This window comes from Rhodococcus sp. NyZ502, assembly GCF_041464245.1.
GTDB classification, from domain to species: domain Bacteria; phylum Actinomycetota; class Actinomycetes; order Mycobacteriales; family Mycobacteriaceae; genus Rhodococcus_F; species Rhodococcus_F qingshengii.
Window position 1 is genome coordinate 4,230,001 of record NZ_CP167155.1, and the last position, 16,986, is coordinate 4,246,986.

At 62.6% G+C, this 16,986-nt stretch carries 10 protein-coding genes and 1 rRNA gene (1 of these 11 only partly in view); 4 read left to right on the forward strand and 7 right to left on the reverse strand.

From position 1 onward, the window contains the following. Window positions 1–174: ribosomal RNA gene (locus ACBG85_RS19325) — 16S ribosomal RNA — on the reverse strand; it reaches 1,344 nt to the left of the window's first position. A gap of 637 nt (window positions 175–811) precedes the next feature. Here ACBG85_RS19325 and ACBG85_RS19330 point away from each other — a divergent pair. Then, the gene (locus ACBG85_RS19330) at window positions 812–1,222 is read left to right on the forward strand and encodes a VOC family protein (RefSeq protein ID WP_042923411.1); all 411 of its coding nucleotides are present in this window, start codon (window positions 812–814) and stop codon (window positions 1,220–1,222) included. Between the two features lie 92 nt (window positions 1,223–1,314). On the opposite strand, the gene ACBG85_RS19335 is transcribed toward ACBG85_RS19330, so the two are convergent. Both ACBG85_RS19335 and ACBG85_RS19340 read right to left on the reverse strand, forming a co-directional pair. Continuing rightward, window positions 1,315–2,289 carry a sigma-70 family RNA polymerase sigma factor gene (locus ACBG85_RS19335; RefSeq protein ID WP_003945115.1) on the reverse strand — a complete coding sequence of 325 codons (975 nt, stop codon included), beginning with the start codon at window positions 2,287–2,289 and terminating at the stop codon, window positions 1,315–1,317. Window positions 2,290–2,342: 53 nt separating this feature from the next. Further along, entirely contained in the window at window positions 2,343–3,074 is a 732-nt protein-coding gene (locus tag ACBG85_RS19340) for a GNAT family N-acetyltransferase (RefSeq protein WP_003945124.1), read from the reverse strand. A gap of 215 nt (window positions 3,075–3,289) precedes the next feature. Here ACBG85_RS19340 and ACBG85_RS19345 point away from each other — a divergent pair, with 215 nt between their 5' ends. Further along, entirely contained in the window at window positions 3,290–4,063 is a 774-nt protein-coding gene (locus tag ACBG85_RS19345) for a hypothetical protein (protein WP_242430627.1), read from the forward strand. Window positions 4,064–4,605: 542 nt separating this feature from the next. Next, window positions 4,606–10,089 carry a carboxyl transferase domain-containing protein gene (locus ACBG85_RS19350; protein ID WP_081558839.1) on the forward strand — a complete coding sequence of 1,828 codons (5,484 nt, stop codon included), beginning with the start codon at window positions 4,606–4,608 and terminating at the stop codon, window positions 10,087–10,089. A 69-nt stretch (window positions 10,090–10,158) separates the two neighbouring features. Here the strand turns inward: ACBG85_RS19350 and ACBG85_RS19355 are convergent, their stop codons facing one another. From ACBG85_RS19355 to ACBG85_RS19365, 3 genes are read right to left on the reverse strand one after another with little or no spacing between them, the layout of a single operon-like run. Continuing rightward, a complete protein-coding gene (locus ACBG85_RS19355; protein WP_165639647.1) occupies window positions 10,159–10,440 on the reverse strand; it encodes a hypothetical protein in 282 nt (93 codons plus the stop codon). Window positions 10,441–10,451: 11 nt separating this feature from the next. Then, window positions 10,452–14,555 (reverse strand): cation-translocating P-type ATPase, encoded by a 4,104-nt coding sequence (locus ACBG85_RS19360; protein WP_165639646.1) that lies wholly within the window; start codon window positions 14,553–14,555, stop codon window positions 10,452–10,454. Next, complete coding sequence (locus ACBG85_RS19365) at window positions 14,555–14,980, reverse strand: hypothetical protein (RefSeq protein ID WP_064075510.1); 426 nt, start codon at window positions 14,978–14,980, stop codon at window positions 14,555–14,557. Before ACBG85_RS19365 ends, ACBG85_RS19360 begins: the two co-directional genes overlap by 1 nt. A 183-nt stretch (window positions 14,981–15,163) precedes the next feature. On the opposite strand from ACBG85_RS19365, the gene ACBG85_RS19370 reads away from it, so the two are divergent. Next, window positions 15,164–16,111 carry an aldo/keto reductase gene (locus ACBG85_RS19370; protein ID WP_007732210.1) on the forward strand — a complete coding sequence of 316 codons (948 nt, stop codon included), beginning with the start codon at window positions 15,164–15,166 and terminating at the stop codon, window positions 16,109–16,111. A gap of 2 nt (window positions 16,112–16,113) precedes the next feature. Here ACBG85_RS19370 and ACBG85_RS19375 read toward each other — a convergent pair whose 3' ends face one another. Further along, on the reverse strand, window positions 16,114–16,884 hold the full coding sequence (locus ACBG85_RS19375; protein ID WP_003945109.1) for a hypothetical protein: 771 nt from the start codon (window positions 16,882–16,884) through the stop codon (window positions 16,114–16,116). Window positions 16,885–16,986 lie beyond the last annotated feature (102 nt).

Sequence of the window (16,986 nt, forward strand, 5' to 3'; positions counted from 1 at the left end):
CATATCCGGTATTAGACCCAGTTTCCCAGGCTTATCCCGAAGTGCAGGGCAGATCACCCACGTGTTACTCACCCGTTCGCCGCTCGTGTACCCCGAAAGGCCTTACCGCTCGACTTGCATGTGTTAAGCACGCCGCCAGCGTTCGTCCTGAGCCAGGATCAAACTCTCCGTTGAAGACTCTAGATTTCGCGGGCAAGCCCACTAATCAGTCATAGACAAAAAGAGTCAAATCACTAGCAAAAAACTCAACTAGCAAAAAATGTGTCGGCAACCATTCAGACGGAAGAATGAACAATCACCGACGAAAAATACTCACACCACACACAAACCAACCAAACCCCAAGAGGCGGTTGATCATTCGCGGATGTGAAGTACCAAAAAAATTTTGGCACTGACATTCATCGACACACTGTTGAGTTCTCAAAGAACACGCACACACCATCACCACGACCCTATGGCCGCCGCTCCGGGGCAACTTTTCCAGCCTATCCCAACCAAGTCACCGGCGCAAACCGGAACCCCGTGAAGAAAAACTGGATTGTGTTCGCCAGGCACTTCGTACAACCTCGTGTCACTCACCCTCGCAGGTGGGAGTCGGTGTCCGTGTCGCTCTGACCTGGACAAAGTTACGCGAAGATCAACACAACACCAAATCGCCAGGTCAGAGCACTGACGCCGGTTAACAGGCGATACTTTTCTCGAATTTTTACTTCTCGCGATGACTTTCTGCGCCCACTGCGGTCTGTATGAGCAGGAACCAACAGGAACCGAAGCGTTCAGTAATCAGTCAACCGAGTTCAAGGAGCACCCAATGTCTCGTCTTCTCTTCGTCAACATGCCTGTCAAGGACGTCGTCGCTACCCGTGCATTCTTCAGTGGCCTCGGCTTCGAGTTCAACGACATGTTCAGTGACGAGAACACTGTCTCGATGATCGTCAGCGATTCCGCCACCGTCATGTTCCTGAACGAACCGCGTTTCGGGGACTTCATCGCCGACGACATCTGCGACACGTCGAAAGCTCGTGAAGCACTGATGTGTGTGTCGGCCGACAGCAGGGAGGAAGTCGACACCTTCGTCGACGCGGCGATTGCTGCCGGCGGCAGCAAGTGGATGGAGCCCCAGGATCACGGCTTCATGTACGGACGCGCATTCCGCGACCTCGACAATCACGTCTGGGAGGTCATGTGGATGGACCCGGCTGCGACTGTTCCCCAGCAGTAACGCACAGCAACAGCAGTAACGAGCAGTCGCGCGGGTCCCTCCATACTGGGGGGGCTCGCGCAACTCCTTGCCCCTACAACTCGGCAGGGCCCCTACAGCTCGGCAGGCAATCCGAACCGTGCGAACAGACTCAGATCGAAGAAACACGTCACGTGCGAGATCCCGGACTCGGTGACATCGAGAACGTGCAACTGGAAAGCGCGGTGAACACCATCGGGCTCGCGCATGTAGAGGCCGAACGCCGGCTGTCCGTTCGCAGCGGTCGGAAGCAGGCGCATCGCTCCTGGTCCGTCGGCCGGGCATTTGGTTCCGATGAGTTGCCCGATTGCCTCGGGGCCCTGGTACCAACCCTCGAACGGAGGCATCTCCCAGATGGCTTCGCGCGTGAACAGTTCGACGATGGCCTCGACGTCGTAGCTCTCGAAGCTGTGCACGTAGTCGCGAAGCAACTTCCGGGCAGCCTCGGTAGTCGGTTCCACGAGATCGTCCTCGGTGGGTCCGATGTGATTGATCTGCGCGCGAGCCCGCTGCAGCAGGCTGTTTACCGCAGTGGTTGTGGTGTCCAGCGCCTCCGCAACTTCCGACGCCTTCCACTGGAGAACGTCACGTAGAACCAGAACCGCACGTTGGCGCGCGGACAAGTGCTGCAAAGCGGCAACAAGCGCGAGCCTGACCGAATCGCGATTGACGACCATGACGGCCGGATCATTGACGTCGCCCAACGCAGAATCGGCGATCGGTTCCAACCAGGCAATCTCGTTGCGCTCGATCAAATCGTCGGCCGGGTCCGAACTAGGTGCGCCGAGGCCGGTCGGGAGGGGACGCCTCGATCTCCCCTCCAGCGCGGTCAGGCAGGTATTCGTCGCGATGCGGTAGAGCCAGGTCCTGAGAGATGACTGGCCCTTGTAACCGTCGAACCCGCGCCAAGCCCGGATGAACGTCTCCTGGACCTGGTCTTCGGCGTCGTGAATCGACCCCATCATGCGATAGCAGTGCGCCAGCAACTCGCGGCGGTACGGATCGGCAAGAGTGAGGAAATCACTGTCCAACGCCTGATCGACTGTCATTTGTTCAGACTAGTGGCCGAGCGCCCGAAACACAGGCGTCGGCGAGAATTCGATCAGGCAGGCGCCTGCACCGCAGTCAACCTGGATCTCTTCCGGAGAACGAACCCCAGTGATTCGTAGAGTCTGATCGCATTCGTATTCGATTGCACTGCATGGAGAAATGGCAGCTCGCCGCGCTCGCGAATCCCGGCAGCGACGGCACGGATCAGCGTCGTACCCAGGCCTCGCCCCCGAAAGTCGCTGTCAGTGCACACCGCACTGATTTCCGTCCATCCCGGAGGGTGCAACCGCTCCCCCGCCATGGCAACAAGTCTTCCGTCGACGCGAATGCCGTAGTAACTGCCCATCTCGACGGTACGAGGAAGAAACGGTCCTGGCTTGGTGCGCTCGATCAATGCCAGAATTTCGGGAACGTCGCCCGTTCCGAGAAGTTCGACCGACGGATCAACGGAGACTTCGAGTGCGGATCCGTCCATCTGCACCGAGCCGAACTGATCCACAACGCGCCACCCTTCCGGCGGGCGGTGATCAAATCCTCGCAAACCTACTGTGCCGCCAGGACCTACGAGCGTGAGTAGGTTCTCCCAGTCCTCGGCGTCCAACTCGGGCGGATGACCGACAAACGGCGCGACCGTCGGGTCGTATCGCGCAACTCTCCCTGCCCAGCGAGCGAATTGCGCATGATGTCCGCGAAGTCCTTGTCGCACAGGATCGTCCAGCGGATGGGTGTCGACATCCGTGTCAACTGTCTCGACAAACGACGCCAGGGTCGCCTCCGTGGTCATCGAACCTCTTCCTGCCCTATTTGCCTGTGATGGAGGCGAACGAACCTCCCCGCCCACCTCTATGACAACGCTAGGAACACTTGCTGTCGTAGTCGCCGGATAGAATCAAGATGATTCTGACCTCGACCTGTATTTCCGGCGTCAATCAGGGCTCGATTGCAGATCTGCACCAGGACATTCGTCGCGACGCCTCACCAACCGGAAGGCTATTTGGCATGAGCAACTCCGACCCGATCAGGTCTGCATTCGACCAGTTGCCCCTGAAGGAGATGGACGCTGCAACGCTGGTCTTCGCCATCGAGAGCGCCGTCGACGAGCTGGCGATCTCGGGTGAAACCCTACGGCTCGCCATGGAGGTCGCGACCCTTGCGCACCTCGATCAGTTCAGAAAGAACGGGATCAAGTCCGACGAGGATCCCTACATCGTTCATCCCCTACGAAATGTATTGCGGCTGCTTCGGTACGGGTGCTCCGATGTCGAGATCCTGAGCGCAACCGCGCTTCACGACACGGTCGAAGACCGACCACACGCCGTCATCGCGCTCCTCGGTGGCCAGACTGCAGACGACATGTCCGCATCCGAAGCGCAGGAACGTGCGTCAACACTCATCGCCTCGCGCTTCGGCCACAGAATCTCCGAACTTGTTGAGGCAGTGACCAATCCAATCGACTACCCATGCGACAACACCACCGCCGGATATCAGGATCACGTCATCCGCGCGATAGCGGATCCCGCAGTGTTCCTCGTGAAGTTCAGTGACTTCGTCGACAACGCGGGAAGCGTGAAGTACCTGAGCCAGACCGACAGGCTGAGACTGGTCACGAAATACGAACCACTCGTGGAGCACTTCAAGCGGACTTCACTTGCTCTCGGCAACGGATTGCACCTCCCCCCCTCAGGACTCGACGCGATCGCAAAGCACATCGCAACCATCGAAGGCGATTTCTCGAATACGGTCCGACCGGACATAAAAAATACTCGCCAGTAGTACCGATCAGTAATAATCGAGCAACCCAGAGAATTCTCCGAATATGCGATTTTGTTACCAGTGAGTATTCACTTTCTTGCCGATTTCATTACCATCGTGATCCGTGTCACAAGTCCGAATTCGATTGCACCGCAATGATTTAACGCCATATGTGTAACCGTGGTTCACGTTGACTAATATTCTTCAATTCGCCCAGGTGACATGAGCGTCGACATACTGCATTCTTAGATAAACCAGGGATTCCCTGGAAGCAGACACAATATGTTGCTGATTCGTGATTGGAGCGGTTCTGAGTCCACGCCTGCAGGGTGGCGCACAAGGCACACAGTGTCTCAGCGCACACAGCGCCTCGGTGCACACAGTGCTTCAGCGCAGGGGACTCGACGAACCGGAAGGGCAATCACTTGCCGACGCGCAACCGGGGGAAACACAGCGCATCGCGGCGTAGTTCACGAACCGGGGAATCCGGGTATGTGGGACACGGTCGGCTCATATCGCAACGTACGTGACGAAGAATCTCATCAAGGACGGTGGCAGTGACAATGTTCAAACGAATCGCAGTGGTCAATCGAGGTGAGGCCGCGGTCCGGCTGATCAGGGCTGTACGCGAACTGAACGCCGAACACGACTACGGCATTCGCGTCATTGCACTGCACACCGAGGCCGAGCGCCGCGCCATGTTCGTCCGCCAGGCCGATGAGGGCGTGACCCTGCGCAGCACCGGCACCGGTAGCCCGTACCTCGACTACGCCGAACTCGAGCGAGCACTGCTCGCAGCCAAGGCCGACGCAGTCTGGGTCGGCTGGGGCTTCGTGGCCGAGGATCCCGCCTTCGCGGAGATCGTCGCGAAACTGGGCATCACGTTCATCGGCCCGAGCGCCGACGCGATGCGCCTGCTCGGCGACAAGGTTGCCGCCAAGATCCTGGCCGAGAAGGTCGGCGTACCGGTCGCCCCGTGGAGCGGCGGACCGGTCGAAACGCGCGCCGACGCTCGTCGTCATGCTCAGTCCATCGGATATCCCCTGATCATCAAGGCCCGAAGCGGCGGCGGCGGACGCGGTATCCGCAAGGTCTGGGCCGAAGACGAACTCGAAGTTGCACTCGAGCGCACGCAGGGCGAAGCAGAGCGGTCCTTCGGCGACCCCGTCGTCTTCCTCGAACGCCTTGTCACCGATGCACGCCACGTCGAGGTACAGGTCATCGCCGACAACCACGGCAATGTCTGGGCTCCGGGCGTTCGCGACTGCTCGATTCAGCGTCGCAACCAGAAGGTCATCGAAGAATCCGCCTCCCCCGTCCTGACCGAAGAACAGTCGGACCACCTCAAGAAGGTGTCGGCCGAACTGGTCAAGGCAGCCGGATACCAGGGCGCAGGCACGGTCGAATACCTCTACCAGCCCGAGAACAAGCTCTTCACGTTCCTCGAGGTCAACACCCGTCTGCAGGTCGAGCACCCGATCACCGAGGTCACCACCGGAATCGATCTCGTCAAACTGCAGATTCTGGTCGCCAGTGGTGACGAATTGGTCGGTGACTGCCCGCCCGCATTCGGCCACGCCGTCGAAGCCCGCCTCAATGCCGAGGACGCGGACAACGATTTCGCGCCGGCACCCGGCACCGTTCAACTCCTCAAGTTTCCGCTCGGCTCCGGCATCCGGGTCGACACCGGTATCGCTGCCGGGGACGTCATTCCGCCCGACTACGACTCGATGGTCGCGAAGGTCATCGCCTGGGGCCGCAACCGCTCCGAGGCACTTGCGCGCCTGCGTACCGCCCTTCGTGAAACCACTGTCGTACTCGACGGCGGCACTACCACCAAGTCGTTCCTCCTCGATCTACTCGATCGCGACGAGGTCATCTCGGCATCCGCGGATACCGGCTGGCTCGACCGCACAGGCGCCCTGACCGGCACCACTCGTCGCGCGGACGTCGCACTGATCGCCACCGCCATCGATGCTTACGACGCCGAGGAGTCCCTCGAGCGTGCGGCCTTCCTCGCCTCGGCACGCGGCGGCCGTCCCCGCGCCAACCACGCGATCGGCCGTACCGTCGAGCTCAACTACCAAGGTCAGGCATACAAACTGACCGTCGGGCGTATCGGCCCGCACCGCTACCGCGTCGACGGAGACGCCGGCGACATCGAGGTCGACGTCGATCGTCTCGGCGACTTCGAGTCACGGCTGGTGATCGGTGATCGGCGCTTCCACGTCGTTTCCGTCGTGAGCCCGGCTCGCTATCTCGTCGAGGTCGACGGCATCAGCCACCAGATCAGCCAGGACGACGCCGGAGTGGTCCGCGCGCCGGCTCCCGCCGTCGTGGTGGCTGTACCGGTCGCGGTCGGCGACGACGTCGAAGCCGGCTCCACCCTGGTCGTACTCGAATCCATGAAGATGGAGACCGCCGTTCGCGCACCGTACGCGGGCAAGGTGCGTGAAGTTCTCGCTACCGTCAACTCTCAGGTCGATGCCGGCGCGCCGCTCCTGCGCGTCGACCAGGTCAGCGAGGAAGCTGTCACGGAGAAGGCTCCGCGAGTCCAATTCGATCTTCCGGCGGCAACTTCCGGTTCCGATACCCGCGCAGATGCATTGGCACAGCTGGAAGCACTGACCGCGATGATCAGTGGCTACGACGTCAGCGGTAAGCACGCAAATGCTGTTCTGGCCGAGTACGACGCACTTCGCAGCGCACTCGAATCCGAGGACCGCGAACTGGTACAGGCCGAACTGGCTGTGCTGACCACCTTCGCCGACATCTGCGAACTCTCGCGCAACAAGCCCACCTCGGGTGAGTCCGCGAAGGACGAATCCGTCCACAGCCCCCGCGAGCACTTCCACACCTTCCTGCACTCACTCGACTCCGAGCGCGAAGGTTTGCCGGCGTCGTTCCGCACGAGACTCGAACGGGCACTTCGCCACTACGACGTCACCGATCTGGAAGATCGCCAGGCCGTCGAGGAAGCGGTGTACCGACTCTTCCTGGCTCTGCAGCGCATGGAAGCCCAGATCCCCGTCATTGCAGCACTTCTCGAAGGCTGGCTCGTCGGCGACAAGGCTCCCGGTTGCTCGGCGCAGGAGCTCAACGAGGTTCTCGATCGACTCATCGTCGCGACGCAGGTCCGCTACCCCGTCATCGGCGACGTCGCCCGCAACCTTCGCTTCCGGTTCTTCGACGAGCCGCGCATCCGCAAAGTTCGCGAAGACGTCTACGACGGAGTACGCGGCAACCTCGCCTACCTCGAAGAGCAGCCGGACGCTGCAGATTTCGACGAGCGAATCGCCAATCTCGTCGCCACTCCCGAACCGCTCCTGGACCTGTTGGGTCGAAAGATCGGCCTCGGCAACCGCGATGGCGGCCCTCTGCTCGAGGTCATCACGCGTCGCTACTACAAGATTCACTCCTTCGAAGACGTCCGCGTTTTCGAGCACGTCGACCGCCGTTTCGTGACCGGCAACTTCGACCTCAAGGGCGACGGGCTACATCTGGTCTCGACGGTGGCCGAATTCGACGCTCTCGGAACGGCTCTCGACGATGTCGCAACAATCGCGCAGGATGCTCCATCCGGTCGCGGCCTGGTAGTCGACATCTACCTCGACTGGCCGAATCAGCCCGCCGACGGCGACACGCTCGTCGAGACGCTGCGCACCGAACTCTCGCGCAACGAGACGATCACCCGGTCCCGCCGCGCGACTGTGATCATCTGCAATCCGAATGGGGAGCCGGTCCGCTGGGTCACCTTCCGCCCGATCGACGGTGAACTGGTCGAGGACAACATCATCCGCGACATGCATCCGCTCACGGGTCAGCGTCTGGACATGTGGCGTCTGAAGAACTTCAACGGCAAGCGTCTGCCGGCTCCGGAGAACACCTACCTGTTCCACCTCTCCGCCAAGGAGAACCCGAAGGACGAGCGCCTGATCGCTCTCGCGGAAATCCGTGACGTGACACCGCAGCTCGACGACGAAGGCCAGATGGTTGCGCTTCCGGCCATCGAGCGCACACTTGCCGCGTGCCTCGACGGCATCCGCCGTGCGCAGTCCCAGCGCGGAGACAAGCGTCGACTGGCAGCCAACCGCGTCGTGCTGTACGTGTGGCCGGTCGCCGACGTTCCCAGCGAACGCTTCTCCGTGATCGCTCAGAACGCAGCCCGACTGACCGTCGGCGCCGGGCTAGAAGAGATCACACTCATCACCCGCCTGAAGGACCGAAAGGGCGGCGCGCCCAAGGAAGTTGCGCTGCGATTCTCCTACCGCGCAGGTGCCGGTGTGGTCATCAACAAGACCACGCCTCCCACTGAACCGCTGCTCCCCCTCGACGCGTACGCCCAGAAGGTCCAGAGTTCGCGGGCACGCGGCACGGTGTACCCGTACGAGCTGATTCCGCTCCTGACCGGCACCAAGGGCACCTTCGTCGAGCACGACTTCGACGAAGCGGGCGTCCTCTCACCTGTCGAGCGTCCGTACGGGCTCAACAAGGCCGGCATCGTCGTCGGCCTCGTGAACACTCCGACGCCGCGCTATCCCGAGGGAATGACCCGTGTCGCGCTCTTCGGTGACCCCACCAAGGCGCTCGGTACCGTGGCCGAGGCCGAATGCTCACGCGTGGTCGCTGCCATCGACCTGGCCGAGAAGTTGAACGCCCCGGTCGAGTGGTTTGCACTGTCCTCGGGTGCCACCATCTCGATGGAGAGCGGCACCGAGAACATGGACTGGGTCTCCCGTGGCCTGCGCCGGATCATCACCTTCACCCAGAACGGCGGTGAAATCAATATCGTCGTCACGGGAATCAACGTCGGCGCTCAGCCCTACTGGAACGCCGAAGCCACCATGTTGATGCACACCAAGGGCATTCTGGTGATGACCCCGGACAGCGCGATGGTGCTGACCGGCAAGCAGTCTCTCGACTACTCCGGTGGTGTGTCGGCCGAGGACAACTTCGGTATCGGTGGTTACGACCGCGTCATGGGCCCCAACGGCCAGGCGCAGTACTGGGCACCCGACCTCACTGCGGCGTGCGAGATCCTGTTCCGTCACTACGCACACTCGTACCTCGCTCCCGGCGAACGGTTCCCGCGCCGCGCAGCGACGACGGACCCCGTCGATCGCGACGTGCGTAGCTTCCCGCACACCCACCCGTCGAGCGACTTCGAGACGGTCGGCGACATCTTCTCCTCGGCGAAGAACCCGGATCGCAAGAAGCCCTTCGACATTCGCACCGTGATGCGTTCGGTGGTCGACCAGGACCACTCTGTTCTCGAGCGTTGGGCCGACATGGCCGGCGCCGACACGTCGGTCGTTCTGGACGCGCACCTCGCCGGACATCCGGTCACAGTGGTGGGCATCGAATCCCGCGCGATCCCACGTAAGGGGCACTTCCCCGCCGACGGTCCCGACACTTGGACGTCGGGAACGCTGTTCCCGAACTCGTCGAAGAAGACTGCCCGCGCGATCAATGCTGCGAGCGGCAACCGTCCGATCGTGGTGCTGGCCAACCTGTCCGGCTTCGACGGTTCCCCGGAGTCGCTGCGCAACATCCAGCTCGAGTACGGCGCCGAGATCGGCCGCGCCATTGTCAACTTCGACGGACCGATCGTGTTCTGCGTCGTCTCCCGCTACCACGGCGGCGCGTTCGTCGTGTTCTCCGGTGCGCTCAACGACAACATGGAAGTTCTTGCTGTCGAAGGCTCGTTCGCGTCGGTACTCGGCGGCGCCCCCGCCGCCGCAGTGGTCTTCACCCGTGAGGTGAACACCCGCACCAACAACGACCCGAAGGTGCAGCAACTGGAGGCAGACTTGGCAGCAGCCAAGGATGACACGGAGAAAGCACATCTGCGCGTAGAACTGAACGCTCAGCGCATCGCCGTCCGCTCCGACAAGCTCGGCGAAGTGGCATCCGAATTCGAAGCGATCCACAACATCCAGCGGGCCCGAGAGGTCGGCTCGGTGGATGAGATCGTCCCTGCCGCAGAACTGCGTCCGCAGATCATCGCAGCAGTCGAACGCGGCATGAAGCGCGCACTCGCGCAGTAAGTTTCTCCGCACGTCGAGCGGTCCCGCGAAATGCGGGGCCGCTCGATTTGTGTCCAGGCAGCGCCTGCGTCAGACGCCCTCGAGCGCCTCTCCGATCTCTTCGAGGACGTGATTGTGCTGCTCTGTTGCGAGCAGATGCCCCGCTGCAATGGTGACTGCCACGGGCCACTCGATGATCTCGAAGGCGACCATCAGTCCCATCACCGCAAAGTAGGCGATCTGCTCGGGTCTCGGAACAGGGATGGCACCGACGATCGGTAGCTCCAACTCGATGCTCCGTGCCGAACGGACGGATTCGACTACCGCGCGGTGATCGACGGGGTTCGTGTGGTCGACGGTGTTCTGGGACATGTCACGATTCCTCAGGATTCATCTCGGGTCGCCCGGGAGTTCGGCGACGTGTCACTTCCAGCAGCGACGCTCACAAGCGTGTCCGATTCACCGGTTTCCGCTTCTTTGATTTCCACGTCGCTGATTTCCACGCTGTCGCGGGCGCTGACTCCCCCGGTTCGGGAGGTGTACGCAGTGCTCGTTCGCGTCGGGATCTTGCGAATCGTCGACTGACCGTTCGCGTTCTCCTCAGTTGCGGCAATCCGCTCCAACGCCCGCGGGGCCAGCGCCGCGAGCAGCGTCGCCGCCGACGCGCAGACCACCGCTTGGCCCCAGGCGATGGGACCAAGCGGCGTGCAACCGAGAAATTGGCTCACCACGGGTGTGCTGACGAGCGTCGCCAGCGCCGCAGCGGATCCGGCAACGGTTGCGACCACCAGCGGACTGCGTGATTCGAGCAGCGTCTGCCCCAGTTGGGTGCCCACCAGGGCAACCAACGCCACCGTCGACGCTCGCCGCCTCCTACCGCTCGCCCGGGCCAGAAGCCACGCTGCCAGCGCACCGATTGCCGTGGCACCGCCGCGGACAGCGATCGTCTGCCACAACGCATGAGCGTCCATCTGTTCGGACTTCTCGGATCCGTTCTCGGACGGGGTGCTCACCGCAAGCGCGGCAGCGGGCAAGGCGTCCGTCATCAGATTGACCAGTAGCAACTGCCTTGCGTTGAGCGGTGATTCGCCGGACAACGCAGAACCGATCAGCGCGAATGCGACTTCACCCGCGTTGCCTCCGAGCAAAACCCCTACCGCTGATCTGACCCGCCGCCACAATTGACTGCCCTCGTCCAATGCGTCGGTCACTCCGCCGACACGGCCGTCGAGGAGCACGATGTCTGCGACGCCGCGCGCCGGATCACTGTCGGTCGACGCCACCCCGATTCCCACGCTGGAAACTCGGATCGCCGCAGCATCGTTCGCGCCGTCACCGACCATGGCGCACACCCGCCCGTCGGTCTCCAACGCTTGCACGATCTCGACCTTCTGCTCGGGTGTCACGCGCGCAAAGACGCTGCTGCCGCGGACCGCATCCCGTCTTTCGGCGCGAGAGAAGTTCTCCCAGTCAGGACCGGTGACAACATCCTCGCGTGCGACGTCCAACCCCAGTTCGGTGGCGACCGCGGCCGCTGTTGTCGGATGATCCCCGGTCAGCACGCGCACTTGCCGTCCGTCGCCTCGAAGTTCTCGAACAAGTTGCGTTGCTTCGGGTCTGAGCGTGTCCGAGAGTCCGAGAAGGCCGACCGCTTCCAACCCCTCGGAGCAACACTGTTCGAGAAATTGCGAGTCTTCGCCTGCGCGTCGCGCGTCGTGTTCCGACAACTCGCGCTGGGCGACGGCAACCACCCGCAGTCCGCGTCCGGCCATGCTTTGAACGTGCTTCGCCGACACAGCATTCGGATCTCGTCCTGCTTCGGTCACGAATTCCGGCGAACCTTTGAGTGCGATCCGCCTGCCGAGCAAAGCTGCCGAGTACGGCCGCCCCGACCTGAACGGAACGAGGTTGTTCGCCTCGACGTCACCGAAAACCGAAGCATCGTCCAGAGCTTGCTGGGCTGCATCGACGACGGCGGCATCCGTCGAATGAAACACGCGATCGTCGCGACTTCCCAAGGCACTGCGCGCCGCAACTTCCAGAATCTCGCTTTCGTCCCAGCCGTCGACGCGTTCGACCGCGGCCACCCGTAGCTTGTTCTCGCTGAGGGTTCCGGTCTTGTCGAAGCAGACCACGTCGACACGACCGAGCGCTTCTATCGATCGTGGCGCACGAACCAACACTCCTGCTGCAGTGAGCCTTCGCGCTGCGGCCTGCTGAGCCAGAGTGGCAACCAGAGGCAGCCCCTCCGGCACGGCAGCCACAGCTACGGCCACACCTCCGGTGACGGCGCGGCGCAGACCGGTACCACGAAGCAGACCCGCGACTGTCACCAACGCCCCACCGCCGATACTGGCCGGCAGGGTCGCCCTCGTGAGTTCGCGAAGTCTGTTGGTCAGGCCCACAGCAGGTCCGGATCGGGACACACCGACATCGGCACGCCTGGTCACCGTTCGGGCTCCGATGGCCGTGACCACGCCACGACCGGATCCGGCAAGCACTGTTGTCCCTGCGTAGGCCATGCACCGTCGCTCGGCCAGTGGCATCCCAGGGGTCGGGTCGGTCTGCTTGTCGACGGGCAGGGACTCTCCCGTCAACGACGACTCGTCGACTTCCAGTGATTCGACGCTCAACAGGCGACAATCTGCGGGCACGATGTCCCCGGACTCGATTGCCACGACGTCACCGAGTTCGAGCGCGTCGGCCGCTGTCTCGACCGTGCCGTCGTTGGTTACTCGCCGAGCTACCGGTTCCTGAGTCCGCAAGAGCCGCTGCACCGCCCGCTCCGAATGAAGCCGTTGAACAGCGGACATCGCGGCATTGCCGACCAAGACCGAGCCGACCAGGACGGCGTCTACCGGTGAACCGAGGACTGCACTGGCAGCGGAGCCGGTCGCCAACACAGGCGTCAGTGGATCCGCCAATTCTGTTCGCAACGCCGACAATCCGTCACGGATCAACCTGAACCGTGCGGGCGCTCGCACACGAGCTTCCGCACGGTGCGGTGTATGTCGGATGGATTCGGATAGTTCGCGAACGACAGCATCACCGTCCATCTCATGCCAGGTATCGCTCGGAGTACCGACAGGGACGGGCGCTTGAATCACAGATCGGGACAGGGTGTATCCGGTCCACAGTCCCGCGGCCGAACCAGCCGTGACCGGCCCCGGCCCTGCCCCTCGAACTCCCGGAAGCATGATCAAGGCACCCAATGCCGAAGAACCTGAGGAGAGTTCGACACCGCGCCTCGTCGCTGTTCGAGCAGCCGGGAGCGCATGGACAACCCGCCACGCCCCGGCCAAGTCGGTGTGGATGTCGGCACTCACGTGCTCGCCACTCGGTGGTGAAATCCCGATGCGTAGCACTGCCTGCCCCGCTATCGCCCTACTCGACACGATCGCAACTGTCCGACCCTCGGCCACCAACGCCGAGAGAGCCTCGCGCAGGCCGGCTTCGGCAGTCGATTGCGCCGGATAGAGCTCGTCGAATCCACTTCGCAGTGATCCGAGCCCGTCGTCGTCGATCGTGACGGCTGCGACCCCGGCCGCACGTATTTCGCCTATCAGTTTTTCCGCCAGACCTTTTCGCACGGGTCGCACGACCACTTCGGCGCCGCCGATGCGGTGCCTTCCCACTCCGACAGTTCCGTCGTTCAGAGCTTTCCTGGCTTGTTCCCACACTGCGACGCGATCCGACTCGGCCACCTCTCGTATGTCGGAAACCCGGAGCGAGTCGTCGAAGAGGACGCTCGGATCGACGAGGACGGTGTCAATACGATCGAGCATGCGTAGAGCCGCAGAGTCCGAAACGGCGGTGTGGTGCGTCCGACACAGACCGTATGACACACCAGCAGCGAATGATTCGCGCGACATCCGAAGCGGCCGCGGCGCCGAAACCTTGATACTCGTCGCGACGGTGTCACCGCCGGCGGACACGGTAGCCAGTGCAGCCCCGGCCGCCAGCTGAACCCCAGCGATCCTGTCGGCATAACGCTCCCCCGGACCACTCGGGTCAGGCCTCGTGGAAGCACCGCGACCGCCAGGTTCGAATGACCACACCCGCCGAGAGTTTCGCGCCGCCAGAGTTTCGCGCAGCAGCATCGTCCGCAGCCCGAAATCCACGCCCAATGACGCAGGCGCATAGGTCAGAACATCCGCGAACGACGTCGCCGACTCCAATGCGAAGTCGGTGAGCGAACGGCCAAGGCGCTGTTCGATTCGCCGACGCACCCGGGGTTGATAATTGATCGCCGACGCGGCCGCCGAGACATAGGCGGAACCTGGGATTCGCGGGGCACCGAATATCGATCCCGCTGCTGCAGGAATCATCCCCACACCCGCCAACGCGAGGGTGCCGGTCCGCAACGCCACGTCACTGACAGCGGTTCGCGGAATCGTCGAACCGCCCACCAACGCGAGTCCCGACAACGCCAGGCGCGGCGGCAAAGTTGCCACCGACACCGCACGCCGGGCCATCGCTGAGAACATCAGTGAGAGGATCGAGTGTGCGAAGAACTGTGAGTTCGATCCTGTGACCGGCCGGCCGCCTTGTGGGAGTTTCCGCTCGATTCCTTCTTTACCTGTTCCGGCTTGCTCGTGCGGCCAACCGCCTTGACCTCGCGATCCGGCCGACCGCTCTTGCGATCCCATTCGTGGAGTACCAGGGCCGTGCCGCCGACTGCCAAGAGCACCGGCCATTCCACCAATCCCGCCGCACCCACGGCCGCCATCGTGAGAACCGCCGTCGGCGTCGAGGAACTACCCGCACGAATTCCGTCTCGGACACCCTCCGCCGATCCGCGTATCCCGCCCGTCACTCCACCGATCACTCCACCACCGACGGCTCCGGCCACCGTCGTCGTTGCGTCTGCCACACCACGAACGACGCGGGTGGCTTCGTCCACAATCATCATCGGACGCTCCTATCAGCAGTCCATCGAAGAATTCAGTATTTGAGGCCATACCCAACACCGACGGCGGCAATCACGATCCGATACATTTTTCGGCGAACCTGGCGAGGGCGCGCCATCGCCAGCGCCGTGAGAGGGTACGGTGCGGGATGCAGCGACCACCTTCATCGACGGGAGTTCCACACAGTGGCGATCATCGGAAATTCGGACCTCGACATCTTCCGACTTAGCTTGGGCGGCAACCCTTTCGGATGGACAGCAGACGAGAAGACGTCCTTCGAGATCCTCGACTCGTTCGCCGAAGCCGGTGCAAACTTCATCGACACCTCCGACTCGTACACGGCGTCGGCTCCCGGCAATTCCGGCGGGGAATCCGAAACGATCATCGGGAAATGGATCACCGATCGGGGACTGCAGAACGACATCGTCGTCGCCACCAAGGTGGGTAGCCATCCCGATTTCAAGGGCCTGAAGGCCGACAACATCGCGGCCGCAGCTGAGGCGTCGCTGCAGCGACTGCAGACGGACTGCATCGATCTGTACTACGCACATTTCGACGACCCGCAGACTCCGCTCGAAGAAACGCTCGAAGCCTTCAACGCGTTGGTCGTCGCCGGCAAGGTTCGCTATCTCGGAATCTCCAACTACAGCCCCGACCGCGTCCGGGAGTGGCTGCGGATCACCGAGGAGAACGGTTACGCCGCGCCCATCGCGCTGCAACCGCACTACAACCTGGTTCACCGCAAGTCGTACGAACCCGAACTTGCCCAGATCGCCACCGACAACAACATCAGCGTCTTCCCGTACTTCGCTCTCGCTTCCGGCTTCCTGACCGGAAAATACAAGACCCGCGCGGACATCGAAGGCAGCTCCCGCGAACGACTGACCGCCGGATACTTCAGCGACGCCGGACTCGACGTCGTCGCGGAACTGGCGACAATCGCGCAGGCACACGACAGCGAGATCTCGACCGTCGCGCTGGCCTGGTTGCTGACTCGACCGGGCATCACCGCACCGATCGCGAGCGTCAGCCGGCCCGAGCAGCTCCCGGCGCTACTGGATGCCCCGAATCTGGTGCTCTCGTCGAATGAACTGGACACTCTCGAACGGGTGTCGGCGGCAGTCGGAGCCTGAGATCAGGCAGTTTTGAGATGAGCGCCGAGGGCCGTGTTGTTGATCGTCCAGAACGACCAACCGTCATGGCTCTCGGTGTCGCCTGAGATGTGACCGGTGACAGCATTTGCGGCCGCGGTCGGATCTGGGAATCGGCGGCCTTCCATCGGTCCGCGCATGATCTCGACGACCTCGGTGGTTTCGTCGAAGCGCCCGACCCAGCGATATCCGTGGCAATCGGCTGTCATCTCGAGGCGATTGTCGACGACTTCGATCTCCTCGACACCGCTGGCGCGACGCTTCTTCGCGGCAACTGGCGACGTCTTACGCTTGGTCGCAACCGGGGTCTCGACGTAAATGCTCGGATCCTTGACCGCGGCCAAGCCCAGCGCATCCCAACGATCGTGACCGTGCACGACGCGCCCACGCGGAATCGCGTGATGGCCGGTGCGATTACGTCCGGGGCTGTCCATGATCCACAGGTCGACCTCGGCGCGGATGTCGTCGGCGACCTCGTTGGAGGGCAACATGTAGAACTCGTGCGGATCTGCTGCCAGATCGACGAACACCCAGAACTCGGAGCGGGTGTCGTCACTCTCGAGCGACTCGTCCTGACGCCTGGCCTGCCAGTCACCGTCGAGCTTGGAACGCACGCGGACGATTCGGCTGACACCGTCAGCGCCCGTCACCTCGACGGGATTACGACGTGAGTGCGTGAGACGGACAGCCTTGCCCCCACGCTGCGTAGCTTCGGAAATGAACGCATTGATGCCGCGGCTTGCGGTGTCTTCCATGATCGACCTGTCTCGAGCGGGTACGCCCGCATCACCGGATCGGCATCGGGGTCGAGCATTGAGCGAAATCCCGGCCCTTACTTCGATCGTGTGGCCGGTCAG